This is a genomic window from uncultured Anaerotruncus sp., from assembly GCF_902490045.1.
GTDB lineage: Bacteria > Bacillota > Clostridia > Oscillospirales > Ruminococcaceae > Anaerotruncus.
In genome coordinates, this window is sequence record NZ_CABUCJ010000001.1 from 1 (window position 1) to 25,124 (window position 25,124).

The window sequence follows — 25,124 nt, forward strand, 5'->3', positions numbered from 1 at the left end:
TGAGAGTTCGGAGGAACTTCGCAGGCTCCACCCAAAGGGAGCGATCGATCCCGAAGGAGTGGGCGTCGGGTTGTATGACCATGACGCGGGTTATGCCGACCCCTACAAGGTGGCGGTCGGCTATGCGGAACGTGCACGCGAACTGGGCGTGGACATCCGCTGCGGGGCGGAGGTGCAGGACATCCTGATCGAAAAAGGCCGGGTCACGGGAGTCGTCACCAACAGGGGGACGATCGCGGCGCCGCTGGTCGTCAACGCGGCCGGGATCGGCGCGGTTGCAATCAACCGGATGGCCGGGGTCGAACTGCCACTGAGGTATATGAGCCTCGGGCACGGGGTACTCATCCCGGACGAGCCGTTTGAGACGAACATCCTGACGATCAACGACGCGAGCCGGGAGGAATTTCTCTTCTTCCTGCGTCCTGAGAGCGGTGGAACGGTGCTGATCGGTATGGACCAGGATCTGCCCGACCGGGAGATCGTGCCGGAGACCTATTATATGGACGCCCCCTTTGACCGTATTGGCAAGTACTATGAACATCTCGTCAAACGGATGCCCTTTATCGCGGGCTATCGGTTGCAGACGGCGTTTGGCGCGCTCGACCTGCGCACCCCCGACTGGAACCCCGGCGTCGGTTTTCTCGCGGACGGACCGGAGGGATTTTATCTGGCAGTCGGCGGAAGCGGGCACAGCTTCAAGCTGGCACCCGCGCTGGGGGAGGTCATTTCACAGGAGCTCACCGGCGAAGCCCCCTCCTTTGATTTCTCAATTTTCGACGTCAACAGGCTGCGCTCGTTTACCGATGCCGACTTCGGCGGCAGCTTCTTTATCAACGAATGAACGGGGGTGGAGCAGTGAAGATCATCGTATTGGTAAAACAGGTTCCCAACACCACGCAGGTCAAGATCGACCCCAAGACGAACAACCTGGTGCGCGAGGGCGTGCCGAGCGTCATCAATGCCTATGACCTGTACGCGGTCGAAGAGGCGCTCTCCCTGCGGGAGCGGTTCGGCGGCACTGTGACGGTATTGAGCATGGGTCCCCGACAGGCTGCGGAAGCGCTCAAATACACGATGGCGATGGGCGCCGACCGGGCTGTGCTGCTGAGCGACCGCGCCTTCGCGGGCTCCGACACGCTGGCCACCTCCTACACCCTTGCGGCCGGGATCCGGCGGCTGGGCGTGCCCGATCTGATTCTCTGCGGAAAGCAGGCGGCGGATGGAGACACGGCACAGGTGCCCGCGGAGCTTGCCGAGCATCTCGGGATCGGCTGCCTGACCTATGTGGCCCGGGTCCAGAATATTTCGGACGGGCGAGCACTCGTGGAACGAACGATGGATTTTGCTGGAATCCGGGCCGAGGTCCGGCTGCCCGCTGTGCTGACGGTCAACAAGGGGATCAACGAGCCGAGGCTGCCCGCCCTCAGGGACATGGTGCGGGCGATGTATATGGAATGTGAGCTGATGACGGCGGCGGATGTGGATGTGGAAGAGGGAAGTATCTCGCTCGCAGGTTCTCCAACACAGGTGGTGAAGATATTCTCCCCTGAACGGAAAAAGGGCGGCCGGATGCTATCCGGAGGGACGGACGAACAGGTGGAGGAGCTGCTGCGGCTGCTGGCGGAAGCGAAGCTCGTGTCTGCACAGTGAGGAGGGAACGATATGGCTGAGTTGATCATTGACGCGGGCCGGTGCGTCGGCTGCGGCGCGTGCGCGGGCGCCTGCCCGTTCGGAGCTCTGCGCATGGAGGGGGAACTTCCTCGTGTGGACTGCGACAAATGCACCCTCTGCGGGGCGTGTGCTGGCGAATGCCCGGCGGACGCTATCCGCGTGGAGGCGGCGCGCTCCGCGCAGGCGGATCTGGGCGATTACCACGGGATCTGGGTCTATACGGAGCAGTGGCAGGGAACGATCGATGGCACGGCGTTCGAGCTGCTGACCCGGGCGCGCGAACTCGCGCGGGAGATGGGGGAACCGCTGTCGGCGGTGGCGGTCGGTTCCGGGATGCGCACTGCCGCGCAGGAGCTGATCGCCTACGGCGCGGACCGCGTCTACCTGCTAGACGCGCCCGCCCTCGCGATGCCCGACGAGGAAATTTATGCGCGGCTGCTGGCGGATGAGATCTTCCGCCGCCGCCCCGCGGTCGTGCTCTACGGTGCGAGCACCTTTGGGCGTTCGTTGGCTCCGCGCGTGGCGGCAAAACTGCACACGGGGCTTACGGCGGACTGCACGAAGCTCGAGATCGACCCGGAGACGAAGCTGCTGCGTCAGACGCGGCCGGCCTTTGGCGGAAACGTCATGGCGACGATCCTCTGTCCCAACCACCGTCCCCAGATGGCAACGGTACGCCCGAAGGTTTTCAGAAAAGAGCTGCCAGAAGCCCCACACAGCGGGGAGATCGTGGAAGCGCCGGTCGACACATCTAAATATGACTTTAAAAGCCAGATTGTAAAGGCCTTTGACTTTCCAAAGGGGAAACTGCACCTCGAGGACGCTGAAATTATTGTTTCGGGCGGGGCGGGTTTTAAGAGCAGGGAGGAATACGCACTGGTAGAGGAGCTGGCGGAGGCGCTTGGCGGCTGCGCGGGCGCGAGCCGCTGTGCGGTCGACGCTGGTTACGCGCCGCACGCGCAGCAGGTGGGGCAGACGGGGAAGGTCGTTACGCCCAAGCTCTATATCGCGGCGGGGATTTCCGGGGCGATCCAGCACATGGTCGGCATGGAAAACGCCGATCTGATCGTGGCGATCAACAAGGACCCGGATGCCGCGATTTTTCAGATCGCCGACATAGGAATCGTGGGGGACGTCATGGAGATCCTTCCGCGGCTGACAAAGGCCGTCCTGCGGGCAAAACAGCGGGAAGCGGTCTGACGGGCCGTACGGAGGTGACAGGATTGAAACCGCTCAATGTCATTGGGAAAGGCGTCCGTCGGGTAGACGGCGCAGAAAAGGTAACCGGAAAGGCCCTCTTCAGCGACGACCTGTTCCTACCGGGTATGCTTTGCGGAAAGGCGCTGCACAGCGCCTATTCCCACGCGGAGATCGTCCGGCTGGACACGGAAAAGGCTCGGGCGCTTCCCGGCGTGCGCGCCGTGCTGACCGCGCGGGATGTCAAAAACAACAAATGCTATCACCGGACGGGGGATACGTGGGTCCTGGCTGACGGCGAGGTGCGCTATATCGGAGACATCGTGGCAATTGTAGCTGCGGACGACGAGCGTACCGCCGAGCGGGCGCTGGGGCTGATCGAGGTGGAGTACCGCCCAAAGGAGCCGGTGGCGCAGCTTCAGGAGGCGGATACGGGAGCGCGTCTTGTCCGCGACGACAAGCCGGACAACGTCGCGATGCCGCTTGTGGTCACCCGCGGCGATGTGGAGGCGGATTTCGCGCGGGCGGACGTCGTGGTCAGCGGGAAATATGTGTTCCCGTCGCTGCATCAGGTGCATCTTGAGCCGAACAGCGCGACGGCGGTCTACGAGCTGGGGAAGCTGACCGTCTACTGCGCATCGCAGGTGTGGTTCCATACGAGACACGAGCTCGCCAAAATTACCGGCGTGCCGGAAAAGGATGTCGTGGTGCGCACCATGCAGATCGGCGGAGCGTTCGGCGCGCGAAACGAGCAGATCACGCCGATTCTGGCGGCGCTGCTGGCGGTGGCCTGCCGCAGACCGGTGAAGCTCACGAACACCCGGCTGGAGGAATTCCTCGCGACCCGTCCGTCCGTGGGGATGGAGATCGAAGTGTCGATCGCGGCGGACCGGGAGGGAAACCTTTTGAGTAAAAAATCCAGGCTGCTCACCGATTTCGGCGCGTTTTCCAGCGACAGCGACGCGGTCACCGCAATCGCGAGCATGCGTGCCGACACCAACTACCACTTCCGCAGCACCCACGTCGAGGCGCACGGGCTCTATACCAACCGCACGCCGACCTCCTCCTACCGCGGCTTCGGCAATCCGCAGATGCACTTCGCGCAGGAGTCGCTGCTCGACGAGCTCGCGGAAAAGCTGGCAATGGACCCGACCGAACTACGCCTGAAAAATTTTATCCGTCCGGGTGAGACGAGCATCCACGGTTTCCAGATCAGTTCGTGCGGGCTCGAAGCGTGTATGGAAAAGGCAAAGGAGCTGATCGGCTGGGAGGAAAAGCGCCGGAATCCCACGCCCGGGAAGGGGATCGGAGTCGCGGCGCTGGTGCACGCGAACAGCAGCCGCGCGGGTGCGCCGGAATTTTCCGGTAGCAGCGCGATGGTCCGGGTGGACAGCGTAGGCAGGGTCACCGCCTATGTGGGCGAATCGGAGATCGGGCAGGGCATCTGCACGGTGGTCGCTCAGATTGTGGCGGAGGAGTTCGGCGTTGACCCGCAGGAGGTCTATGTGGTGATGGGCGACACCGACCTCGCCCCCTTCTCCACGGGGACCAACGGCAGCAAGCTGACGACGAATATTGGAAATTCGGTGTTGTTTGCCTGTCGCGACGCCAAGGAGCAGATCCTCACGGTTTTGCGCGAACGGCTCGGAATGGGACCGGTTGCGATCGAAGACGGCAAGGTCGTCGGCGAAAACGGTGGAGAACCGCTGATGACGCTTCCGGAGGCGATGGAAAAGGTGAGCTACCGGCTCAGCGGCCGGCCTGTTATCGGTTTCGGTTCCTTTGAGCCCCACACGGTGACGGGGGACCGCACGGGGTATGGGCACCTCGCCCCAACCTATCCGTTCGGCGTGCAGATGGCAGAGGTCACCGTCGCTGAAAACGGGAACTTCACGATCGACCGGATCGTGTCGGTTCACGATGTCGGGCGGGTCGTCAATACCCAGATGGCGCTCGGACAGATCTACGGTGGCGTGATGCAGGCGGTCGGCTTTACGACGCTCGAGGACCTCGCGCCCAATGAGCATGGGGTCTATGCCGCGAACACGCTGCTGGAATACAAGGCGCCGACCGTCTGGGAGATGCCGGAGATCCTAGGCACGTTTGTGGAGACGAACGATCCCTTCGGACCCTACGGTGCGAAGGGAATTGGGGAACCTCCGATCATCGCGGTGGCCCCTGCGGTCGCCAACGCGATCTATAACGCCTGCGGCGTCCGGTTCCGGGAAATTCCGATCACCCCGGTAAGAATCCGGCAAAAAAAGCTGGAACAACAGCGGGTGCGGGCCGGTGAAAAAAAGGAGGATGGGCTGTGAGCAGCTTTCGTTTGCACATCTGGGTCAATGGGGAGCGGTATGAGGACGATATCCCCTCCGACCTGCTGCTGATTGACTATCTGCGCGGTTTCCGGCATCTGACGGGGACCAAACGCGCGTGCGGCGCGGGGGAGTGCGGCGCGTGCACCGTCCTGTTGGACGGCAGGGCGGTTTACTCCTGCATCATGCTCGCGCTGCAGGCAGACGGCAGGTCGGTGGAGACGATTGAAGGGCTCCGGGAGGGGGACGCTCTGCATCCCATCCAGCAGGCGTTTTTGGACGCGGGGGCGGTGCAGTGCGGATATTGCACGCCCGGGATGATCATGTCCGCAAAGGCGCTGCTCGACAGCGACCCCCACCCGGATGAATACTGCGTCCGGGAGGCGCTTTCGGGCAATCTCTGCAGGTGCACCGGGTACGCACAGATCCTCGATGCGGTCCGTCTCGCCTCGGAGAGGCTGCCAAAGCCGTAGACGGACGGTTCCCGCCGGATTTTCTGCGCAGGGCGGGGAAACCAATGACAGCCGGCGCGCAGCGGCGGAAAGGGGGCTTTCGATGGAAGTTGTCAAGATGGATTCAGTTGCGGCCGTCAGCCGGTTCCTGATGGAGCATCCCGGGGCGGGCCTTGTCGCGGGGGGGACCGATCTGATCCCCCGGCTCAATCAGAAGATCGAATCGCGCGCGCTGCTCTGCTCGATCGACGGGATCTCGGAGCTCTCCAAGGTACAGGAGCTGCCGGATGGAGGTGTCCTGATCGGCGCGGGGGTACGGCTTTCGGAGATTCCCGGCCATCCGCTGCTTGCCGGTTACGCCGCGCTCACCCGCGCGGCGGGGGAGGCGGCCTCGCTCCAGATACGCAACCGGGCGACGCTCGGCGGGAATATCCTGCAGGAGAACCGGTGTATGTACTTCAACCAGTCGGTCCACTGGTCGCAGCTGAACCGCTGCTTCAAGCTGGGTGGGGACCAGTGCTTTCAGTACCGCAAAAGCCCGGAGTGCGTCGCGCTTTTCCAGTCGGATGCGGCCCCTGCGCTGATGGCGCTGGGCGCGTCCGCGGTGGTGCAGAACGGCGACGTGCGGCGGGAGTTTCTGCTCGGTGAGCTTTATCTGCGCGCGGGGAAGAAGAACCTGTGTCCGGGAGACGTCCTGACCGGCGTCAGGCTGCCGCCCCTTCGGGAGGGAAGCAGCAGCGCCTACGAACGAAAGACACTGCGCGGTTCCTTCGATTTCCCGCTGATCAGCTGTGCGGTGTCGCTGTGCGAACGGAACGGCAGGGTATCTTCCCTGAGGGCGGTCCTGGGTTCCGCCGGCGTGATGCCACAGGAAATCCCGGAGGCGGGAGAACTGCTCATCGGGCTTGCGGCAGAGGCACTGCCGCAGGCGGCGCCTCGGGTACTGCCAGCGCTCCGCCACGCGGTCGCGCCCTTCCGGGACACACGCGTCAACGGCGCCGTGCGGACGGAGATGGGCGGGGAGGTGTTCCTGCGCGCCGTCAAAGCAGCGGCGGAGGCGTGCGGCCAGAAATGACCGGAGGTGCTCCGGTACGGCGCGGGGGACAGGTCATGTTCAGAGGGGGAGAGTCGTATGGGGCGTTACATTGTGGGTGTGACCGGTGCGAGCGGAACGGTCTATGCCGAACGGCTTATTGCGCGGCTGACGCAAAAGGGACACGAGGTGCGCCTTTGCGTCACCGACGCGGGCCGGATGGTTTCCCGTGAGGAACGGGACTGGGAGGCCGGGACACCGGAGGCGCTGGAACGCTGCCTGCGAGAGCGGTGCGGCGCGCCGGAGGAATTGCTGCGCGTCTATCCCATCCATGCGGTTGGCGCGGACATCGCCAGCGGATCGTTTCATTCCGACGGGATGATCGTGCTGCCCTGTTCGATGGGGACCCTCTCCTCAATTGCGCACGGGGCGTCCCACAACCTGCTGGAACGTGCGGCGGACGTGATGCTTAAGGAGCGTCTCCCGCTGCTTCTAGTTCCGCGGGAGGCCCCTTATAACACCATCCATCTGGAAAACATGCTTACGCTTTCCCGGCTGGGTGTTATTTTGGTCCCCGCGAGCCCGGCCTTTTATCATCGTCCGCATTCCGTGGACGAGCTTGTGGATTTTTTCGTCACCCGCCTGCTTGACCAGCTTGGTATTCGGGAAGAGTGTCCGGCCCGATGGCGGGGAATGGAATAGACGAGAACATATCCTGTATCAAATACCGTCCGCCAGTCGATGAGATGACCGGGGTATCATCATAAGGAGGAAAAGCAATGTCAATCAAGTACATTCCGGAGCCCTTCCGAATCAAAATGGTGGAGACGATCAGGATGACCACCCGGGAGGAACGGGAGGAAAAGATCGCGGCGGCGCATTACAACATGTTCAATCTTCGGGGCGAGGATGTCTACATTGATCTGTTGACCGACTCGGGCACCAATGCGATGAGCGCGGAGCAGTGGGCGGGAGTGATGAATGGAGACGAGGCCTATGCCGGCGCACGCAGTTACTACCGGCTGGTGGAAACGGCGCAGGAGTTGTTCGGCTACGAGTATATCCAGCCAGTCCACCAGGGGCGCGCGGCGGAAAAGGTACTCTTCCCGGCGTTCCTGCACGAGGGGCAGTTTGCAATTTCCAACATGTTTTTTGATACGACCCGCGCACATGTCGAGCTGGCGGGCGCGCGTGCCATTGACTGCGTCGTCGAGGAGGCAAAGGATCCCTCCCACCGCTGCAAGTTCAAGGGAAATATGGATGTGGCCAGACTGGAAAGGCTTATCAAGGAATACGGCCCGGAACGTATCGGGCTGGTCGTCATGACGATCACCAACAATTCGGCGGGCGGTCAGCCTGTTTCCCTCCAGAATATGGAGGAGGTCTCCGCAGTCTGCAAAAAGTACCATATCCCGCTGGACATCGACGCGGCGCGCTACGCGGAGAACGCCTACTTCGTCAAACGTGATGAAGAGGCGTGTAAGGGAATGTCCATCAAAGAGATCGTACACAAAATGTTTTCCTTCGCGGATCTGTTTACGATGTCCGCCAAAAAGGACGGCATCGTCAATATGGGCGGCCTGATCGGTGTCCGCGATCCTAAGGAGAATGCCGACCTTGTTATGAAGATACGTGCCAACTGCATCAGCTACGAGGGGTTTATCACCTATGGCGGACTGGCTGGACGCGATTTGGAGGCGCTGGCGATCGGCATGCGTGAGGGAATCGATGAGGATTATCTGCGCTACCGCATTGGGCAGATGGAGTACCTCGCCGCCCGACTGGACGACGCTGGCATCGCCTATCAGGCACCGGTCGGCGGGCACGGCGTATTTGTTGATGCGGCGGCCATGTTCCCGCAGATTCCCTATTATGAGTTCCCGGGGCAGGTTCTCAGCATTGAACTCTATAAAGAGGCGGGCATTCGTGCCTGCGATATCGGTTCCTACATGCTCGGAAACGACCCCGACACCGGAAAACAGCTGCATGCAGACTTTGAATTCACAAGGCTCGCGATTCCGCGCCGCGTCTACACCCAGGCGCATTTTGACATCATGGCGGAAGCGCTTATTGCGATCAAGGCCCGTGCGCATGAGATTAAACGCGGCTATAGAATTACTTGGGAACCGCCCATTCTGCGGCACTTCCAGGCCCACTTGACCCCGATTGACGGCTGAAATACGGAAAGGAGGCGGCGCGGAACGCCGCCTCCTTTCCGTCCGTTTCCGCATACAGAATTGGTGCCATTCCTGTGCATGGGCTTTGGATGCAACGCGGCGGGCATCACGGGCTGCCGAATCATCGATTCGCCGCGGGAACGCCTGATCGCGATCATCACGAACAATTTTGTTCCCTGCAACGGGCGATTGCCCCCTCCCGGGAGATGGAAACAATCGCCGGTTTCAGGGCTGATATGGAGCTTTTTGACCTGGATTTGGAGGTGGAAACGACAGTTTTGTTGCCCTGTGGTAAGAGACCCTGGGGTCACTTACCAGACATCCAAAAGGCTTTCAGTCAGACGCTACAGGATTACCGCAGCAAAAGGCATCTTACTCAAAAACAGCTCGCTGTTCAGCTTGGCGTGGCGGAAACGACACTTCGCCTCTGGGAACAGGGAAAGACGATTCCACATCCCTCCACCCGGTTGAGGGCGGAAAAGATGTTGAAAGAGTAAAAGGCAGGCCGCGATTCAAAAACGAACCGCGGCCTGCCTTTTAGAGATTGGATGATAGAAGTTGTATGATACGTGTCAAAACCTCTGTTTTTTGCATGGGGGACAGCGCGGATTCATTCAACCTCCGCTCAATGAGTTGGAGATGGTACTGATTCGCCCGCTCCGCGATGGACTTTCCATCCGGGGAGGGAACAAAATGAATCCGTACATGCTGAATCTGGTTTCGCTTCATTTTTGCCGCCCCCTCGTCACAGGGTATGCGGGGAGCGATTTGTCCTATTCCGACGCACTCAATCCCCTTCGCTTCCACCGTTAAATCGGGAGGCCAGATAGATACGCGTGACATCGTCCCTGGTGTGGCCAAGCAACTTGGACACCTTCTTGCGGGCCTCCAATTCCGTAAAGCCCTGCCGGATAAAACCGTCGTACCATTCCGCCGCGCAGGTATGCCGGAGTCCGTGAAAAGTCATGGGCCGGGTGGAACCGACTTCCTGCATTTCGGCTTTGTGATAGTTGATGAACGCTTCCAGTCGGTGAATTGCCAGATGAGTCTTGTCGTCCGGGGCGACAAACAGTTTTTGCCCGCGCGGAGTGACCTTCAGGATGTCTCTCAGCATGATTCGGATGCTGTCGTTGATCGGCACCTCCCGCACGAGCCCGCCCTTGCCTTTGACGGTGAGCATTCCTACTGTCAGTGCCTTTTCCGCGGCGGCAGTGTCAAGCCGGAAACACTCATGGATACGCAAGGCGGCGTAGCGCCCCAGGCAGAGGATGGCAATATAATCGTTGTGATCTAACTTGGATGCTCTTGCTAAAAAACGATTAAATTCCGGTGAGCCCCAGGTGCGGTCCACCCCGCCGAACCGCCGCCGCTTCAAGTCCAATACGGCGTTATTGGGCAGGGTATATTTCGCGCCCGCGATCTGGTCGTGAAAGAACCGGATGGCCGACAGTTCGGTCTTGATGTAGGCCGCCGATAATCCTTTTTCCGAAAGATGGTCCACATAGGAGAAAAGGTGCTTTGGCGCGATATTTGCCAGCTTTTCCAGCCGGTATTCCTCCGCGAGATAAGCGAGGAACCGCTTGAACGCCTCGGCATACCGGGCCTTGGTCTTGTAGCTCCCCTGCCGGTTATGGGAAGAGAGTTTATCAAATTGGGACAGCAGATTGAGATAGATGCCTTTATTCAACATGATAATCCTCCAAATGTTCTGCCTTGGAGGCGCAGTTCGCCCACTGGAAAATGGCGGCGTTTCGACCGTTTTTCTGTTTCAGGGAGAGAAAAGAACCCCGCCGGGGATGGTCAGCGAAAGAAGTAAAAACCGCATTCCAACCGGCTTTTGGGAGACTTCCGGCTCGATGCTTTCCTCCGAAGTCCTCCGGGATTCCAAACCGTCTCGTTTAGAAATAGATTCGTGTTCAGCAATGGATGCCGCGAAAGCCTTTTATAAAAGGCCGGAGCATACGAACTCCACGGCGAACGCGATGCCGCCATAGCGGTGCAGGCTTGCGCTCACAGGCGTTCTTCTGCCGCCGGATTGCGAAAGCAGAACACCCACCGGCGACAGGTGTGTGGGTGTTCTGCTGCGGGAGCCTGCCAAAGCTCTCTGGACGAATTCCGTGCCTGGATCCTCCGCATCGTCCCGTGCGGGGAGGCCTGTCTGCTGTCCCGTTAGAATGCTTATCCTTTTCTCCCTCTACCCGGGCCTTTGGCCTCGGCCGGGGGACACGCGCGCAACGCGCGCGGGAGATTGTGCCAAAAGTTGCTGGCTAAACGCAAAAAGGCCCTGATCAATGAGTTACACACTGATCAGGGCCTGAGCTGTATTGTGGTCTGAAAACCGCAAATTCAATTGAAAACCTGTGAAAAAGGCACAGTACGCCCACTTGTATGGGGTACTGCGCCTAGCAACAATCCATTAACGGCGGCACCGAAGCCGCCAACTGAGGAATCCACCGAAGGATTCAAAAAACACTGTAAACACAGTATATGGCATAATAATGGCATTGTCAAGTGATAAAATCAATATATATAAAAAAATATAATAATTTAAAAAAAATACACAATATATAGTATGCAGAAATGCAATACTTGCTTCGGCAACTAATAGCCACTGGTGGTTAACCCGCAGGCCGTCAGTATGTGACGGAAAACTCTTTCTTCATCTCACGGATTTAAGTTTTTGACGAGTCCAACGACTGCTCCGCTGAGTTGCCGTAAGCCGTCAGCTTTCCATAACCTCAAGCACACCTGAAAAATCTTCCGTCTGCCCGGAAATCACTTCAAGCCCGGTTTCCACAATACCCAAAGGCACCAGTTCGTCTGAGTGCCTGAAATCGCCGTAGAAGATCGTAAAATTCCCCCACGGGCGATAGATCACCATTTCTCCGGTAATCGGATCGTATCCGGGCTGCTCCTCGCCGATGGAGAGCGGCTCATCTGGGGTTTGCGCGGGCTTTTCAATCCCTGACAAGTCATAGAATGACAGGTCAGTCATGGGAAGGCGCTCCAGAAAGGCGTCGACCGCAGTGTTGTCATACATTGCAATGACGACCTCCTCTGTGCCGTTTACAGTCAGCTTCAACTTGACGCCGCTGAATGTGGGGGCGCTTCCGTCAGGGTATGTCCCCGTGCTGGTTACTTGAGTTGCTTGATCAGGAGCGGAAGTCTGGCTGGGGGCATCTTCATCCGGTACTTCAGAGGAGATGTCCAAAGGCACTTTTCCATCATCTTCTGCTGCTTCGGAAGAGATGTCCAAAAGCACATCCCCATCATCTTCTGCTGCTTCGGAAGATAGGACTGAGGAGGTATTGGCTCCATCATTCCCGACAGGCTTTGAATTGTTGCTGGAAGAACACGCTGTGAAAACAATGGAGACGCAAACCAGCATTGTGATCAGCAATAAATATTTTTTCATTCTCAAAATCCTTTCGCTTCATTAAGTTAAATAGATAGCTGGGTCCGGTCTGCTCCGGTCTGCTTATGAAGATTTTCGCAAGCGACGACACGGCTTACAAAACTTGATTTCAAGAGACTAATTCCAACTCACCAAGCCACTTTTCTACTTCCGGCTGTGCTGCCGCGACTTCTCTCATGGGTATATGCAGCCCATTTTTTATGACATTCGCATCGGGCAGCAATTCCTGAATGGATGCGATCGTGTTGGAAAACCCGCTGCTGGCGCTTGTCGCAAAGGGGATGACCGTCTTGCCGGAAAAGTCATATGCCTCCAAAAAACTGTATACGGGCATCGGCATATCGTACCACCAGTTGGGAAATCCAAAGATTGTGCTATGGAAGAGTCCTCCATTCGAGTCTGACCGGAACAAGCTGCCGTCAGTAAAAGCGTCAGGCATGACAAACAAGCGAAAATCGTTCTTTTCATACGTTGATCCTTTCAGATGCGCAAAAGCATTAAGATAAATGGAGTTCAGCAAGCCACGCTTGAACGGCGGGCCGCGCGGAGTCAACCTCTGGACGGTACACGCCGATGACGTTGTCGATCACGGTGCAGTCCTCCGGCAGCGCCGCGGTAATATCCTGCACACTGCTGGCAAGCCCTCCCGTGCCGTGGGTGCAAAACAGGACGATGGTTTTCCCAGAAAGATCGTTCTCTTCGATAAAGCTCAAAATCGCCATAGGACAGCTGTACCACCAGTTGGGATAGCCGATGAACACGGTGTCGTAGTCGTCGATGTTCTCCACGCGGTGCGTAAGTTTTGGCCGGGCGTTTGCCGCCTTTTCATCGGCGGCCCGGTCCAGACATTCGTCGTAATCGCTGGAGTATGGCTCGGTCACGACAATCGAAAATAGATCCCCGCCGATTTCCTGCTGAATCCAGCCCGCCAGTTTTGCGGCGTTGCCGGGGAGCAGAACACTTGCGGACGCAGTGGCGTCCACATCGATTGAAGCAGGGTCCTCCACTTGGGTATTTTCCGCCCAGGTAAAGTAGGCGATCAGCGTCTTGCCGTCGGGCTGCTCCTGCTCAGTGGGCAAATCCGGGATGGAGCTTTCAGAAGGAGCTGGGGCAGCTTCTGCGGAAGGAGTGGAAGCTGCGCTTTCGGACTGCTGGCTGGCGGCGTCCGACGGCGCGGAAACGGCGCTTTGCGGGGATGAAGACACGACCGCTGCTTCCGATGATGATTGGGGCGCGGCGCTCTCCGACCCTGAGGATTGCGCTGGAATCGACGGTTTAGACGTCTGATTTCCGCACGCGGTAAGACAAATCAGCGTGCTCAGGCAAATCAGAATTGCGGCAGCTTTTTTCATGTGGCACCTCCTTGGGATGATTGGCCAGCTTTTTGCAGGCCTTGGAAAGTACGTGTCCGAGAAAGACGAAAAGCCCCATGATCGAGAGGTAATCGAGATAAAACAGGAGCTTCGGTTCCTCAAAGTCCATGAACACAAATTCGTTTTGCAGCAGCATATAAGACGGCAAATCCCGCTGGAAGAGCGCATACAGGCCGTAGACCGCGATGACCAAACCGGCAAAAAAAAGAGAGGATGATGCCGCCTTCGACGGCTTCGCCTGGCCGAAGCGTTTTTTCGCCATGCCGAGGAACATACCCCAGTGCAGCCCCAGATGCAGGCTCAACAACGCATAGCCCCAATAGGCGCCAAGGATGTGGAGCCGCCGCGCCAGCATCATGCCTCCGTCGATGGGGAGGAACGCGAACACATGGCGGCTCATGACGATGCCGCTATACATTTGCGTCAGCATGGCGGCCAGCACAAGCAGATTGACGCTGACTGTCAGGACACGCATCGGCGTGTAGCGGCCCTTAAAGAGGTTTCTATACCAACCGAAGTTCAGAAGGTTGTGCGCGAAAAACAGCGCGAACATACCCGCGCCTACCCATTCGTGCGCCGCCTGCCCGAAGAATTGATAGCCCATCAGAACGAGCAGCGCCAGCGTCATGGCGGCGTCTAGGACCATCTTTACGATAGCTTTTGTTTTCAACAGTCATCCACCGACCTTTCTGCCCAGCGCATAGGCTTTATCAGGAAATTCGGTTGCTTTTGTCATGGACACTGTGCCGCAACCGACGCCCAGGATCATGCCCTGGTCCTGAAAATGCAGATAGCGGCAGAGCGTCTGATAATGGCTTTGCAGCTCCCGCATCGTCCAGTCATTGCTGTCCCATGCGGCGGCAATGAGCACGGTTTTCAGTTTTTTTGCGGTCAGCTCGCCGTTAAAGCTGTAAAAGCGGTCGATCACCATCTTGAGCTGTGCAGAGATTCCAAAATAGTAAAGCGGGGTGACGAACACGGCCAGATCACTGGCGAGAAGCTGTTCCCGCACCCGCGCCATATCGTCTTTTTGGCAGCAGGGGCCAGACATACCGCAGGCCTCACAGCCGAGGCAGGGATGTAGATCGGCGTGGCCCGCATCGAATACGATCACGGTGTTGCCGGCCTCCTTTGCGCCGCGGATAAACTGTTCCGCCAACAAATTGGAAGAGCCGTGCTTATGGGGGCTGCTTTCAATGACGAAGATGTTCATGCCGCTCCTCCCTCTAGTTCAGTTGGTCGTATGTTTCGTCGTCCACTGCCTCGCACCATTCATTGGACGTGTTCTCGCCGAGGACCTCGATAGCGAGGTGGGCAAACCAGCTGTCCCTCGCCGCGCCGTGCCAGTGCTTGACCTCCGGTGGGATGACCACCGAGTCGCCGGGGCGCAGCTCCCGCGCGGGCTTGCCCCACTCCTGATACCATCCCCGGCCCGACATACAGAGCAGGATCTGACCACCACCCTTTGTGGCGTGGTGGATATGCCAGTTGTTGCGGCAGGCCGGCTCAAAGGTGACGTTGAAAATCCCCATCCCTTCGGTGGTTACAGGATTCAAATAGCTCTGCCCGATGAAATACTGCGCGAAGGCGTCGTTGGGCCGTCCCAGCCCGAAGAGGCCAGCTTGTTCGTTGTTCATGGTAAAGTCCCTCCAATTCGTATTTATGTTTCCTTGAACTGTCCGATAAACAGGAATCATTCAACTTCTCTCTTGAGTACGACCATCGTATTTTTCCACTGAACAAATTCCCATCCTTCTAAACCGAGTTTAGTGAGTTCGCCCTCGATTTCGTGGGCTATTTCGGCATATTTTTTATCATTCAAGGCCGCGGGAATTCCCTTTGAAATTACCTTATACTCAAATTTTTTCATTACATTATCCTCACAGCCCAAGGCTTTTGATCCATGCGTCCAGTGATTCTTTGGAAGGACTGCCGTTCAGCAGCTTCCCGGTGCGAACCTCCCCGGCGCAGCAGGCGCGCAGGATGCCGGCCGTCTTTCCCATCCCGCTGCCGCCGGAGGTAGCGAACGGGATCACCGTCTTGCCCGCGAAATCGTAGCTCTCCAAAAAGGCGTTGATGATTGTGGGGGCCACATACCACCAGATGGGGAAGCCCACAAAAACCGTGTCGTAATCCTCCATGTGTTCCACCGACCCGGAGATCTCCGGGCGGGAGGCCGGGTCGTTCATCTCGACACTGCTGCGGCTCTTTTTATTCGTCCAGTCCAGGTCGGCAGCGGTGTAGGGGACCTGCGGTTTGATTTCATAGAGATCCGCGCCCGCCGCCTCCGCCAGCTTCTGCGCGGCTCGTTTTGTCACGCCGCTGCAGGAAAAGTACGCCACCAATATCTTTTTACCATTCATCTCTAAAACCTCCGCTCATTCTTCGCCGTGCACTTCTTTTGCCATTTTGAACGCCGCCCACGCATTGGGCCATCCCGCATAAAAAGCCGCATGGGTCAGGATTTCCGCCATCTCCCCGGCGGTGACGCCCTGCTTTTTGGCATTGCTGATGTGGTATTGGAGGGAACTGTCCAGAATTCCCTTGCTCATCAGCGCGGTGACGGTGACAATGCAGCGATCCCGCAGGGAAAACTGCTCCTCCCTCGCCCAAATTTCTCCGAACAGCACGTCATCGTTAAGCTCCGCGAACTTGGGAGCGAATGTCCCAAGAGCGTCGTGTCCGGCGGTCTGTTTTTCAATCATGAGTTCTTCCAACCTTTCTTTGATTCGGATAAGCGGCAGGCGGGGCGGCCATTTAGACCGCCCCGCCTGCCTGCGCTTAAACCATGGGTTTTTCCCAGGAACCTCTGGTATCCACGCCGGTCTGGGCAGCGGCCTGCTCCAGTTCCGCCATTTCTTTCGCGTTCAATGCGACATTCACGGCCTTGACGGCGTCCTCCACCTGCTTGGGGCCGGTGACGCCGATGATCGGAGTCGTCCCCTTGGCGATTGCCCACGCCACCGGAATCTGCGCCGATGCCACCTGATGCGCCTGCGCGATCTCTTTCATCACGGTGGTCAGCCGCTCAATGCGGGGCAGGAGCGGATTATAGGTGGCGGCGCGCATACTGCCCTCCGGCAGCGGGTGGGCGACATCATACTTTCCCGAAAGCGCGCCCTGCTCCAGCACCATATAAGAAAAGAACTCTATTCCTTTCTCTTTACAGTAATCCAAAATTCCGGCATCTTCCGAAGAACGGTACAGCAGGCTGTAATGATTTTGAACTGCGGAGAGATGCACACCCTCGGCGTACAGGATTTCCTCAGCGCGCTTGATCTGCTCCAGATTGTGGTTGGAAACGCCAACGCGCTTCACCTTGCCGCTCTTAACGAGGGGAATGAGGCCCGGTGTCCATTTTTCCACATCGCCCGGATTGTGAATCCAATAAAGGTCAATAAAATCCGTACCGAGACGCTTCAGGCTGCTATTGCACATCTCTTCTACGGGGTTTTCGCTTTCCCCGGCGATATCGGGGGTGAATTTGGTGGAGAGGAGCACATCCTTCCGGGAGTAGGTTTTGGCGAACGTGCCCAGGATGTCCTCAGAGGCGCCCATGCCATAGACGACAGCTGTGTCCCAGAAATTGAGTCCGGCTTTCATGGCCGCATCAAAGACCGGCCTGAGCTCCGCCTCGCCCAGATGATTGCCAAAGACTTGATCCCCGCCGACGGCGCCCACGCCCCAGGACCAGGTGCCCAGCGCGATTTTGGGAGTGTTGTTGTTCATTTGAAAGTCCCCTTTCTCCGAATTTCAAGAAAATCACTTTACTGCAATGTTGTTTGTTTCCAGCCATGCACTCACATCGCCCGCGAGGCTGGAGCCGCCGGAATAGTGGATATCCAGCGCCTCGCCCATTGCGGCATCGGGGGCCAGTTTGGCGATTGCCGTCAGGCTCTGCCCGAAGCGGCCGCCGCCATGGCTGCAAAACGGGATAATCGTTTTGCCGGAGAAGTCATATTCCTCCAGGAAGGAAGCAATGGGCATAGGGATTGACGCCCACCAGTTGGGGTAGCCGATCAGGATGGTGTCGTACTGCTCCATGTTCTCCACATGGGCGGCAAGCTCCGGACGGGCCTGTGCGTTTTGATCCCGCTGCGCCTCCTCCAGGACGGTATTGTAATCGTCCGAATAGGGGGTTGCCGGCGTGATCTCAAAAAGGTTCGCGCCCGTCTGGCGCTGGATCTCCTCCGCGACGCCCTGGGTGTTGCCGCCCCAGGAGAAGTAAGCAATCAGGATGTTGCCGCCGTTCGAGTTGCTTTGGCTTTGCGCGCCGAAGGTGCTGACACTGCCCATCCCCGCCGACGCGTTGCGCGCAAGACGGATACCGAGGTTAAAGCTGCCCTTGTTCTGCTCCATCGTGGCGCGGTAGGCCGAGCGCATATTTTTTGCGAAGTCGTTCCAGCCGCCACCCCGGTACACCCGCAGGACGCCGGTGTCCGGCCCGGTGGGGTCGGTTTGCGCCGCGGCATCATAGTCCCCATAGAAATCCCAGACCCACTCGCTCACGTTGCCGTGCATATCGTACAGCCCATAGGCGTTGGGCGCGAAGCTGCCGACTGCGACAGTGGTTTCCCGGTACTGTCCGGGCCGGGTGGAGAGGTTCCCCTGCGAAAAGTAGTTTTCTTCGATCTGGTAGGGATAGTGGCCGTAGTAGTTGACCTCATCCGCGCTGGGGGAGTTTTCCGTGTTGAACGGCGTGGTCGTTCCCGCGCGGCAGGCGTACTCCCACTCCGCCTCGGTGGGCAGGCGGTAGCCGTCCGCGGAGCGGTCCCAGCTTACGCTCTGCCCGTTGATGGTGTAGGCCGGCGTCAGCCCCTCGCTTTCGCTGCGGGCGTTGCAGTAGGCAATCGCATCAAGCCAGGAGACATTTTCCACAGGGAGCCGCTCCCCGGAAAAGCTGCTGGGAGTGCTTCCCATAACCGATTCATATTCCGCCTGGGTCAGTTCATAGGCGCTGATATAGAAATTGCTGACAGTCACGGTGTGCTGGGTTTCGTCGCCGCTGCGCCAAGCCTCGGAATCGGGGCTGCCCATCTGGAAAGTACCGCCTTCAACCAGGACAAAGGGCTCCGGCACCTGTGCCGGGGCGGCCTCGGAGGGGGTGAACTGGATCACCTCTTGTTCTTGCGACGGGGTGGAGACTGAAGCTGAAGCAGCGCTCCCGTAATCGGTTTGCGCGGGCGATTTGTTCCCCGCGCAGGCAGACAAAGAGAAGATCAGCAGAATGGAAAGTGCCAGTGTGGTCCATCGCTTCATATACTTCACCTGCTTACTGCGCCAGGCCGATCTTGGTCAGCCATTCGGTCACGGCGCCGCCGGGATTTTGGGACGCGGAGCTGGAAAGGGAAAGACCGTCCGTAATGGTTGCGCCCGGCTCCAGACCGGCGATGGTGCGGAGCGTGCCCGAGAAGCCGCTGCCGCCGCTGGACACAAAGGGGGCGATGGTCTTACCGGACAGGTCGTAGGCATCCAGGAAGCTGTAAAGGATCATCGGCATATCGCCCCACCAGTTGGGGAAGCCCAGATAGACGACATCGTAGCTGGCGAAGTTCTCGATGCCGCCGGTGATCTCCGGGCGGGCGTTTTCGCTCTGCTCGTTCTGCGCCTCGTCGAGGACGGTGTTGTAGTCGGTGGAATAGGGGATGACGGGTACCAGCTCGAACGTGTCCGCGCCGGTCTGGCTGGCGATTTCGCCCGCGATGGTTTTGGTGTTGCCCGACCAGGAGAAATAGACCACCAGCGCCTTTGCGCCGGTTTCCTCCGGCTGGGCGGGAGCCTCTTCAGAGAGGGATTCTGGCGCGGATGCCGGTTCAGAAGACATTTCGGCGGATGGCGCCGGTGCAGCTGTCGGTTCAGAGAATGCCTCGGAGGGGGCTTCGGATGTGGATTCCACAGGCGCGGACACCGCCGAAGAAGAAACAGCGGCGGCGGAAGCCGGTGCGGAACTTGATGGGGTGGAAGCGGAACCGCCGCACGCCGCCAGCGAGAGCGGCATTGTAAAGGCTAAGAGGAATGCAAATATTTTTTTCATGTTGATTGACTCCTTCCTAATTGTTTTGAACGATCCGGGCAATCCCGGTTGTTAATCTGACGCCGGTTTTTCAAATGCCGGACTTTATGAACATACTTTCCGGGGGGATCTGCTCCATTGACTGTTTCCAGTCCTCCTTCGGCACATCCTGAACAGAAACCGACACGACCTTTTCTTCAATTTTGAGCTCGTCACAAATCAGCCGCTGGACCTTGACCGCCAGCGCCTTTTTGGTTTCATCGTCTCTCCCTGGGAACATGGTGATTGCAATATGCGGCATAAAATCTCCTCCTTTAAGACTGCGTTCATGGTTTTCCAAGCGACATACACGCCGCGATGGTCTCGCCGGTCTTGAGGTAGGTATAACCCGGCATCTCAAACAATACTGGCTTGAATTTGCCGAAATCTGGTTTTGTACCGTCCCTGGTCAAAATGGACTCCTCCGCAAAGGTGTGGACGATTTTGAGCATGAAGTTTTCAAACGCGGCGGTTTCGTACACATCTTCCACGGTGCATTCCATGGAAATCTTTGCTTCGTCAATCATAGGGGTGCCAGCTTCTCCTGTCGTGTAGGAGAACACCTTAGATTTATCTGTCTTTCCGCCGCTGACACAGCCTACATAGTCGGCCTTTTGCAGCCAGCCTTCATCCACCACATTGATGGACAGCGCCCGGTTTTCCCGAATCCCTTGATTGATGTAGTGCGCTTTGGCAAGGCTTACCATCACCAGGTCATGGGAAGGGATACCGGTATGCGCCGCCAGCGTCCAGGTAGGCTTGCCTTGCACTATCGCGCCTACGACGACCACCGGCACAGGGTAAAGGGCGCCGATACTGCCCAAATCTTTTTTCATTGCGATCAAATCCCTTTCTTTTTCATTTTAAACCGAAGATAGTCCAGCCGATCCAGTTGCCTTTCCCGGAAATGGATTTCGTCCAGCGTGTCGCTGCGCTTGTCGGTTAGCATCCGCAGCCGCTCCTGTTCGGTGGAGTCTCCCGCCAGCATCAGGCGCATATAGGTTTCGATTTCCTTGTTGCTGAAACCGATATCGTGCAGGGTCATGATCATGCTGAGGCGTTCGATATCCCTGTCGTCATACTGCCATGCGCCCATGACTTTTTTGACCTCACCGCAGAGTCCCCAGCTTTCATATTCGTCCAGTACCTCTACAGGGATGTTGTAATGCTCACTTGCTTCCGTCTTTGTCATTTTTTGTTTGACTCCTCTCCACGCGGAATAAAAAATAAAGGCGCTCCCTCTCGGGTACGCCTTTAGTATAAAACTCGCCTATTGATATGTCTAATACTTATATCGTATTCATTGAAATGCCTGTTACGCATTTCTGGGAGTATTCAAGAAATGCGGCTGTGGTGGGAGCGGTCATCTGATCTTTCTTCCACACCAAAACAGAACCGCTCTCCATGGGCGGGGAAAGTGGAATAAAGTAGGTATCGTCATAACTGCAATCCAACTTGATGCAGACGGCTGCGCCGATTTTGTTGCGCACCAGGATTGCCGCATTGTAAAGCAGGTTATAGAGGCCCACGATATGCAGATCGTCAAAATCAACCCCAAAGCAGTTGGCGATGAACCCCTGAATCAGATTACCGTTGGGAACCATTAAGGGGACATTCAATAGTTCGGATGGGCTGACGGACTGTTTCCCGGCAAGTTCAGAATCCTTGTGAACCAGTACGCCCCAGGTTTCCTTCTGCGGCACCTGCAAGAAAGCATATTTTGTCATGTCCACAGGCTCGGGCACAAGCCCCATATCCAGGAGTCCGTTTTCGATGCGCTCCTTGATGCTGTCCGTATTGCTGCTGAAAATGCTCATTTGAACAAGAGGGTGCTCTGCTTGAAATCGGGCCAGGAGCTTCGCAAGGAAGTCCACACTTTGCAGCTCGCCGCAGCCAATCGAGATTTCACCCGTCAGCTCCGCATCCTTCTGCATCAAATCCAGCCTTGTTTTTTCCGCCAGGCTGATCAGCTCCTGCGCCCGCCGCTTTAAGAGCATCCCCTCCTCGGTGAGGATGATACTGTGGTTGCTCCGCTGAAACAACTTGACGCCCAGTTCCTCCTCCAGCTGCATGAGCTGGCGGGATAAGGTAGGCTGCGTCACGTGCAAAAGCTGAGCTGCCTTTGTGATGTTTTCCTCCCGGGCCGCCATCAAAAAATAGTTTAATACACGCAGTTCCATAGGCTCACCTCTTTGCCCACAGTATAGCACAGGGTTAACGCATAATCAACATATCTTATGTTAAGAAATGCTATATTCCTATATCTGTTTTTCAAACAGAATAAGAGGGCCTCAGAGTGTTTGGTCCCCAATTGACCAGGTGGGTGAAGCCTTTAACATTTTTTCATTGTTTTCCGCCATCACGCCCACCAGCTTGTGAAGAATATAGGCTTCCTCCAAATAACAGATTTCTTCTTCTGACAGGGTAAGCTCCACAGCCTTTGCTGCGCCCTCAATATGATGGAGCTTGGTGGCGCCGACAACTGGAGAATCCACCTTTGTCAACAGCCACGCCAGAGAGATTTCCGTCATGGAAATACCCTTTTGCTTGGCCAGCTCCGCCACACGTTCGATGATCACACCGTCCTGTTGCGCTGTGGCGTCATACTTGAATCTCGCGTAGCTGTCCTCCCGCAGACGTTTCGATGTCTCACCAGGGTGCCTGGAAAGCCGTCCTCCGGCCAGCGCGCTGTAGGGCGTCAACGCAATGTTTTCTTCTCGACAGAGGGGAACCATTTCCCGTTCCTCCTCGCGGAAAAGCAGGTTATAATGTCCTTGAATGGAAACAAATTTCGCAAAGCCTTCTCTTTCAGCCAGGGCATTCGCCTTGGCAAGCTGCCACGCAAAGCAGTTGGAGATTCCGATGTAATGGGCCTTTCCCGCCTTTACGATGCGGTTGAGTCCGTCCATGATCTCGTAAAGCGGCGTTGCAAAATCCCACATATGGTAGATATAGAGATCCACATAGTCCATGCCGAGATTTTGCAGGCTTTTATCGATCATCCGCTGGATGTGCTGCTGCCCGCTGATCCCGTTTTCAAGATCCGTGGCGGTGCGGGGCAGGAACTTGGTGGCCACGACCACCTCGTTGCGCTTTGCATAATCCCGCAGCGCCCGGCCCACATACTGCTCGCTGGTGCCGCTCTGGTAGGCGATGGCCGTGTCGTAAAAATTCACGCCCAGCTCCAAGCCGCGCCGGATGATCTCTCTGGAATGCGCTTCATCCAGCGTCCAAGAGTGCTGGCCCTTCTGCGCGTCGCCAAAGCCCATGCAGCCCATGCAGATTCGCGAGACTCGCAAATCAGAAGCACCCAGTTTTGTGTACTCCACTTTTCATCCGCCTTTCATACATAAACGAAGAACTCCTCAGGTTACTTTCATTATAGGGCCTTGTTACTGATATAGCTAATACTTAAAATGTATTGTCAGAAATGCCTTTTGCAAATTTATTTCTCTATATTTTATGATGTTCTAATTATATAAGCGTTGGAAGTCTTTGATTTTTCCAATTGCTTTGATATAATTAGTGTAAGGAATACATTACTCGGCGAAAGGGGCGTCATAGATGGAGCTTGCAAAGATTACCGCCAAAGGGCAAATTACGATACCGATTGGTATCCGCCGAAAATTGGGCGTCAAAGAAGGAGACAAGATCCTTTTTATTGAAGAAAATGGAAAAATCTATCTTTCAAATGCATCCAAGATACCCTTGGACGCATTGGTGAAAGCGACCTTTGTAGAAGAAGCGGAATAAGTTGACTGTTCTATTTTTCAAAGGAGGTGAAAGTTATGCGGATTTACATCTACAGCCGCAAGTCGGTCTGGACCGGCAAGGGCGAGTCCATCGAAAATCAGGTGGAGATGTGTCGGCAGTACATCACAAACCGTATTGATGGTGGCAGGGCCGCCGAGGTCACCGTCTACGAGGACGAGGGCTTTTCCGGCAAAAATCTCGACCGGCCGCAGTTCCAAAGGATGCTGGCCGACTCGAAGAAGCAGAAACCGGATTACATCGTCTGCTACCGGCTCGATCGCATAAGCCGCAGTGTGGGGGACTTTGCACCGTTGGTGGAGGATTTCATATCGCGGGACATCGGATTCATCTGCATCAAGGAGCAATTCGACACCTCCACGCCCATGGGTAAGGCGATGATGTACATCGCGAGCGTGTTCGCCCAGCTCGAGAGGGAGACGATTGCCGAGCGGGTGCGGGACAATATGCTGATGCTGGCCCGCACCGGCCGCTGGCTGGGCGGAGCTCCGCCTACCGGCTACCAAAGCGAGAAAGTTGAAGAGTGTGTCGTCGATGGAAAAGTAAAGACCTCGTTCAAGCTGAAGTCCAATCCCGCTGAGATCGGCACGGTTAAGCTCCTGTTCCAGAAGTATTTGGAGTTGCGTTCGCTGAACGGCGTTTCCAAGTATCTGATTCATGCCGGCATCTGTAACCGTAATGGAGACCCCTATTCGCTGCCGGGCATCAAGGATATTTTACGCAACCCAGTCTACTGCATCGCCGATCGTGCCGCGCGGGACTACTTCGTCAGCTGCGGGTCGGATGTGTGTTTCCCGCTTGAGGGATGCTCGGACAAATATGGGCTTCTTTCCTACAACAAGCGAAATTATACCCGAAAAGGCCACTCCCGGCTGGATAAATCCCAGTGGATCATCGCGGTCGGCAAGCATCGGGGGATCGTCAGCGGCGCAGATTGGGTGCGGGTGCAGCAGCTTTTGGAGGAGAGGTCGGAGAAGAACATCGCGAAATCCCCACTGAGCTACAACGACTATTCGCTGCTTTCGGGACAGATTTTCTGTTCCAAGTGCGGGGCGCGGATGTTTGCCAAACGCCGCAGCAACAGCGAAACGCTGTTCGATTACATCTGTGGAAATAAGCTGCGGGATGGAGGGCTCTGCGACTGCCAGAACCTGAGCGGGCAGCAGGCGGATCACAAGGTATCTGAGTATCTGATGGACTACGTCCATGAGGACAACGGGATCTATCAGCTTTTGGACGCGCTGAAAAAGAAGATTGAGGACCAGATACCAGCAGACCCGGCGGGGCATTTCGGTGCCCAGATGGAAAAGGCACAGCGGGAGATGGACGGCCTGGTGGCAACGCTGGCAGCATCCGGGGGGAACGAATCAGTGGTGCGGCATGTGAGCGCCCGGATGGAGGAATTGGACGAGGAACTGAAGCGGCTGACGGCTGCCAAGGCGCAGGCAAAACAGGCTCATTTGGGCGCGAAGATGGGAGAAGCGCAGATTGCGGCGCTCTCCTGGGCACTCTCGGGCTTCAAGGAACACTTCGACGACATGACCATCCACGAGAAGCGCGACTTCGTCCGGCTGTTCGTGAAGAAGCTGGAGTGGGACGGCAAGGACCTCCATATTTTTGTGTACAAGGGATAGGAATTTATCAGCCGCTTGTCTCTCGTTGCTCCGG

Annotated in this window: 30 protein-coding genes; 12 read left to right on the plus strand and 18 right to left on the minus strand. The window is 57.2% G+C overall.

Annotated features, from left to right (window positions below):
* The 9 genes from RDM88_RS00005 to RDM88_RS00050 form a co-directional block, all read left to right on the plus strand.
* On the plus strand, positions 1–841 hold an 841-nt coding region (locus tag RDM88_RS00005; RefSeq protein ID WP_308751895.1), incomplete at its 5' end, for an FAD-binding oxidoreductase.
* Positions 842–855: 14 nt separating this feature from the next.
* Positions 856–1,650 carry an electron transfer flavoprotein subunit beta/FixA family protein gene (locus RDM88_RS00010; RefSeq protein WP_308751897.1) on the plus strand — a complete coding sequence of 265 codons (795 nt, stop codon included), beginning with the start codon at positions 856–858 and terminating at the stop codon, positions 1,648–1,650.
* Positions 1,651–1,662: 12 nt separating this feature from the next.
* Entirely contained in the window at positions 1,663–2,871 is a 1,209-nt protein-coding gene (locus RDM88_RS00015; RefSeq protein WP_308751899.1) for an electron transfer flavoprotein subunit alpha, read from the plus strand.
* A gap of 23 nt (positions 2,872–2,894) precedes the next feature.
* Positions 2,895–5,183 (plus strand): xanthine dehydrogenase family protein molybdopterin-binding subunit, encoded by a 2,289-nt coding sequence (locus tag RDM88_RS00020; RefSeq protein ID WP_308751901.1) that lies wholly within the window; start codon positions 2,895–2,897, stop codon positions 5,181–5,183.
* Positions 5,180–5,656, plus strand: a complete 477-nt coding sequence (locus RDM88_RS00025; RefSeq protein WP_308751903.1) for a 2Fe-2S iron-sulfur cluster-binding protein — start codon at positions 5,180–5,182, stop codon at positions 5,654–5,656. Before RDM88_RS00020 ends, RDM88_RS00025 begins: the two co-directional genes overlap by 4 nt.
* Positions 5,657–5,738: 82 nt before the next feature.
* The gene (locus RDM88_RS00030; protein WP_308751905.1) at positions 5,739–6,710 is read left to right on the plus strand and encodes an FAD binding domain-containing protein; all 972 of its coding nucleotides are present in this window, start codon (positions 5,739–5,741) and stop codon (positions 6,708–6,710) included.
* Positions 6,711–6,767: 57 nt separating this feature from the next.
* Complete coding sequence (locus RDM88_RS00035) at positions 6,768–7,370, plus strand: flavin prenyltransferase UbiX (RefSeq protein WP_308751907.1); 603 nt, start codon at positions 6,768–6,770, stop codon at positions 7,368–7,370.
* A gap of 77 nt (positions 7,371–7,447) precedes the next feature.
* On the plus strand, positions 7,448–8,845 hold the full coding sequence (locus RDM88_RS00040; RefSeq protein ID WP_308751909.1) for a tryptophanase: 1,398 nt from the start codon (positions 7,448–7,450) through the stop codon (positions 8,843–8,845).
* Positions 8,846–9,081: 236 nt separating this feature from the next.
* Positions 9,082–9,342, plus strand: a complete 261-nt coding sequence (locus RDM88_RS00050) for a helix-turn-helix transcriptional regulator (RefSeq protein ID WP_308752028.1) — start codon at positions 9,082–9,084, stop codon at positions 9,340–9,342.
* 290 nt (positions 9,343–9,632) lie between these two features.
* Here the strand turns inward: RDM88_RS00050 and RDM88_RS00055 are convergent, their stop codons facing one another.
* From RDM88_RS00055 to RDM88_RS00115, 13 genes are all read right to left on the minus strand, one after another.
* Complete coding sequence (locus RDM88_RS00055; protein WP_308751913.1) at positions 9,633–10,535, minus strand: site-specific integrase; 903 nt, start codon at positions 10,533–10,535, stop codon at positions 9,633–9,635.
* A 1,032-nt stretch (positions 10,536–11,567) separates the two neighbouring features.
* The gene (locus RDM88_RS00060; RefSeq protein ID WP_308751916.1) at positions 11,568–12,260 is read right to left on the minus strand and encodes a cyclophilin-like fold protein; all 693 of its coding nucleotides are present in this window, start codon (positions 12,258–12,260) and stop codon (positions 11,568–11,570) included.
* Positions 12,261–12,369: 109 nt separating this feature from the next.
* Entirely contained in the window at positions 12,370–12,780 is a 411-nt protein-coding gene (locus RDM88_RS00065) for a flavodoxin (protein WP_308751918.1), read from the minus strand.
* On the minus strand, positions 12,758–13,612 hold the full coding sequence (locus tag RDM88_RS00070; protein ID WP_308751920.1) for a flavodoxin: 855 nt from the start codon (positions 13,610–13,612) through the stop codon (positions 12,758–12,760). Before RDM88_RS00070 ends, RDM88_RS00065 begins: the two co-directional genes overlap by 23 nt.
* Positions 13,536–14,303: a DUF4405 domain-containing protein gene (locus tag RDM88_RS00075; protein ID WP_308751922.1), complete on the minus strand. Its 768-nt coding sequence runs from the start codon at positions 14,301–14,303 to the stop codon at positions 13,536–13,538. The genes RDM88_RS00070 and RDM88_RS00075 overlap by 77 nt, the downstream gene beginning before the upstream one ends.
* Positions 14,304–14,306: 3 nt before the next feature.
* Positions 14,307–14,846 carry a flavodoxin family protein gene (locus RDM88_RS00080; RefSeq protein ID WP_308751924.1) on the minus strand — a complete coding sequence of 180 codons (540 nt, stop codon included), beginning with the start codon at positions 14,844–14,846 and terminating at the stop codon, positions 14,307–14,309.
* 13 nt (positions 14,847–14,859) lie between these two features.
* Positions 14,860–15,270, minus strand: coding sequence for a cupin domain-containing protein (locus RDM88_RS00085; RefSeq protein ID WP_308751926.1), 411 nt, complete (start codon positions 15,268–15,270; stop codon positions 14,860–14,862).
* A 56-nt stretch (positions 15,271–15,326) separates the two neighbouring features.
* A complete protein-coding gene (locus tag RDM88_RS00090) occupies positions 15,327–15,503 on the minus strand; it encodes a DUF4177 domain-containing protein (protein WP_308751928.1) in 177 nt (58 codons plus the stop codon).
* A gap of 10 nt (positions 15,504–15,513) precedes the next feature.
* The gene (locus tag RDM88_RS00095; protein ID WP_308751930.1) at positions 15,514–15,996 is read right to left on the minus strand and encodes a flavodoxin; all 483 of its coding nucleotides are present in this window, start codon (positions 15,994–15,996) and stop codon (positions 15,514–15,516) included.
* Positions 15,997–16,011: 15 nt separating this feature from the next.
* Positions 16,012–16,338 (minus strand): carboxymuconolactone decarboxylase family protein, encoded by a 327-nt coding sequence (locus tag RDM88_RS00100; RefSeq protein ID WP_374045386.1) that lies wholly within the window; start codon positions 16,336–16,338, stop codon positions 16,012–16,014.
* Positions 16,339–16,414: 76 nt separating this feature from the next.
* Entirely contained in the window at positions 16,415–17,362 is a 948-nt protein-coding gene (locus RDM88_RS00105) for an aldo/keto reductase (protein WP_308751932.1), read from the minus strand.
* Between the two features lie 33 nt (positions 17,363–17,395).
* Complete coding sequence (locus RDM88_RS00110; RefSeq protein ID WP_308751934.1) at positions 17,396–18,751, minus strand: flavodoxin; 1,356 nt, start codon at positions 18,749–18,751, stop codon at positions 17,396–17,398.
* 154 nt (positions 18,752–18,905) lie between these two features.
* The gene (locus RDM88_RS00115; protein WP_308751936.1) at positions 18,906–19,457 is read right to left on the minus strand and encodes a flavodoxin; all 552 of its coding nucleotides are present in this window, start codon (positions 19,455–19,457) and stop codon (positions 18,906–18,908) included.
* A gap of 61 nt (positions 19,458–19,518) precedes the next feature.
* Here RDM88_RS00115 and RDM88_RS00120 point away from each other — a divergent pair, with 61 nt between their 5' ends.
* Positions 19,519–19,722 carry a hypothetical protein gene (locus tag RDM88_RS00120; RefSeq protein WP_308751938.1) on the plus strand — a complete coding sequence of 68 codons (204 nt, stop codon included), beginning with the start codon at positions 19,519–19,521 and terminating at the stop codon, positions 19,720–19,722.
* 15 nt (positions 19,723–19,737) lie between these two features.
* Here the strand turns inward: RDM88_RS00120 and RDM88_RS00125 are convergent, their stop codons facing one another.
* From RDM88_RS00125 to RDM88_RS00145, 5 genes are all read right to left on the minus strand, one after another.
* Positions 19,738–19,947 (minus strand): tautomerase family protein, encoded by a 210-nt coding sequence (locus RDM88_RS00125; RefSeq protein WP_308751940.1) that lies wholly within the window; start codon positions 19,945–19,947, stop codon positions 19,738–19,740.
* A 25-nt stretch (positions 19,948–19,972) separates the two neighbouring features.
* Positions 19,973–20,521: a flavin reductase gene (locus tag RDM88_RS00130; protein ID WP_308751942.1), complete on the minus strand. Its 549-nt coding sequence runs from the start codon at positions 20,519–20,521 to the stop codon at positions 19,973–19,975.
* Positions 20,522–20,526: 5 nt separating this feature from the next.
* The gene (locus tag RDM88_RS00135; RefSeq protein WP_308751944.1) at positions 20,527–20,877 is read right to left on the minus strand and encodes a MerR family transcriptional regulator; all 351 of its coding nucleotides are present in this window, start codon (positions 20,875–20,877) and stop codon (positions 20,527–20,529) included.
* Positions 20,878–20,974: 97 nt separating this feature from the next.
* A complete protein-coding gene (locus RDM88_RS00140) occupies positions 20,975–21,865 on the minus strand; it encodes a LysR family transcriptional regulator (protein WP_308751946.1) in 891 nt (296 codons plus the stop codon).
* 111 nt (positions 21,866–21,976) lie between these two features.
* On the minus strand, positions 21,977–23,014 hold the full coding sequence (locus RDM88_RS00145; RefSeq protein WP_308751948.1) for an aldo/keto reductase: 1,038 nt from the start codon (positions 23,012–23,014) through the stop codon (positions 21,977–21,979).
* 235 nt (positions 23,015–23,249) lie between these two features.
* Here RDM88_RS00145 and RDM88_RS00150 point away from each other — a divergent pair, with 235 nt between their 5' ends.
* Complete coding sequence (locus RDM88_RS00150) at positions 23,250–23,438, plus strand: AbrB/MazE/SpoVT family DNA-binding domain-containing protein (protein ID WP_308751950.1); 189 nt, start codon at positions 23,250–23,252, stop codon at positions 23,436–23,438.
* A 35-nt stretch (positions 23,439–23,473) separates the two neighbouring features.
* Positions 23,474–25,090 carry a recombinase family protein gene (locus tag RDM88_RS00155; protein WP_308751952.1) on the plus strand — a complete coding sequence of 539 codons (1,617 nt, stop codon included), beginning with the start codon at positions 23,474–23,476 and terminating at the stop codon, positions 25,088–25,090.
* Positions 25,091–25,124 lie beyond the last annotated feature (34 nt).

Bases quoted from the DNA above. Each gene is read 5' to 3' on its own strand.
- RDM88_RS00055 (WP_308751913.1), bottom strand. From the start codon at position 10,535: ATGTTGAATAAAGGCATCTATCTCAATCTGCTGTCCCAATTTGATAAA.
- RDM88_RS00100 (WP_374045386.1), bottom strand. From the start codon at position 16,338: ATGATTGAAAAACAGACCGCCGGACACGACGCTCTTGGGACATTCGCT.
- RDM88_RS00090 (WP_308751928.1), bottom strand. From the start codon at position 15,503: ATGAAAAAATTTGAGTATAAGGTAATTTCAAAGGGAATTCCCGCGGCC.
- RDM88_RS00080 (WP_308751924.1), bottom strand. From the start codon at position 14,846: ATGAACATCTTCGTCATTGAAAGCAGCCCCCATAAGCACGGCTCTTCC.
- RDM88_RS00085 (WP_308751926.1), bottom strand. From the start codon at position 15,270: ATGAACAACGAACAAGCTGGCCTCTTCGGGCTGGGACGGCCCAACGAC.
- RDM88_RS00105 (WP_308751932.1), bottom strand. From the start codon at position 17,362: ATGAACAACAACACTCCCAAAATCGCGCTGGGCACCTGGTCCTGGGGC.
- RDM88_RS00115 (WP_308751936.1), bottom strand. From the start codon at position 19,457: ATGTCTTCTGAACCGGCATCCGCGCCAGAATCCCTCTCTGAAGAGGCT.
- RDM88_RS00015 (WP_308751899.1), top strand. From the start codon at position 1,663: ATGGCTGAGTTGATCATTGACGCGGGCCGGTGCGTCGGCTGCGGCGCG.
- RDM88_RS00040 (WP_308751909.1), top strand. From the start codon at position 7,448: ATGTCAATCAAGTACATTCCGGAGCCCTTCCGAATCAAAATGGTGGAG.
- RDM88_RS00030 (WP_308751905.1), top strand. From the start codon at position 5,739: ATGGAAGTTGTCAAGATGGATTCAGTTGCGGCCGTCAGCCGGTTCCTG.
- RDM88_RS00050 (WP_308752028.1), top strand. From the start codon at position 9,082: ATGGAGCTTTTTGACCTGGATTTGGAGGTGGAAACGACAGTTTTGTTG.
- RDM88_RS00060 (WP_308751916.1), bottom strand. From the start codon at position 12,260: ATGAAAAAATATTTATTGCTGATCACAATGCTGGTTTGCGTCTCCATT.
- RDM88_RS00095 (WP_308751930.1), bottom strand. From the start codon at position 15,996: ATGAATGGTAAAAAGATATTGGTGGCGTACTTTTCCTGCAGCGGCGTG.
- RDM88_RS00140 (WP_308751946.1), bottom strand. From the start codon at position 21,865: ATGGAACTGCGTGTATTAAACTATTTTTTGATGGCGGCCCGGGAGGAA.
- RDM88_RS00155 (WP_308751952.1), top strand. From the start codon at position 23,474: ATGCGGATTTACATCTACAGCCGCAAGTCGGTCTGGACCGGCAAGGGC.
- RDM88_RS00125 (WP_308751940.1), bottom strand. From the start codon at position 19,947: ATGCCGCATATTGCAATCACCATGTTCCCAGGGAGAGACGATGAAACC.
- RDM88_RS00150 (WP_308751950.1), top strand. From the start codon at position 23,250: ATGGAGCTTGCAAAGATTACCGCCAAAGGGCAAATTACGATACCGATT.
- RDM88_RS00070 (WP_308751920.1), bottom strand. From the start codon at position 13,612: ATGAAAAAAGCTGCCGCAATTCTGATTTGCCTGAGCACGCTGATTTGT.
- RDM88_RS00130 (WP_308751942.1), bottom strand. From the start codon at position 20,521: ATGAAAAAAGATTTGGGCAGTATCGGCGCCCTTTACCCTGTGCCGGTG.
- RDM88_RS00035 (WP_308751907.1), top strand. From the start codon at position 6,768: ATGGGGCGTTACATTGTGGGTGTGACCGGTGCGAGCGGAACGGTCTAT.
- RDM88_RS00135 (WP_308751944.1), bottom strand. From the start codon at position 20,877: ATGACAAAGACGGAAGCAAGTGAGCATTACAACATCCCTGTAGAGGTA.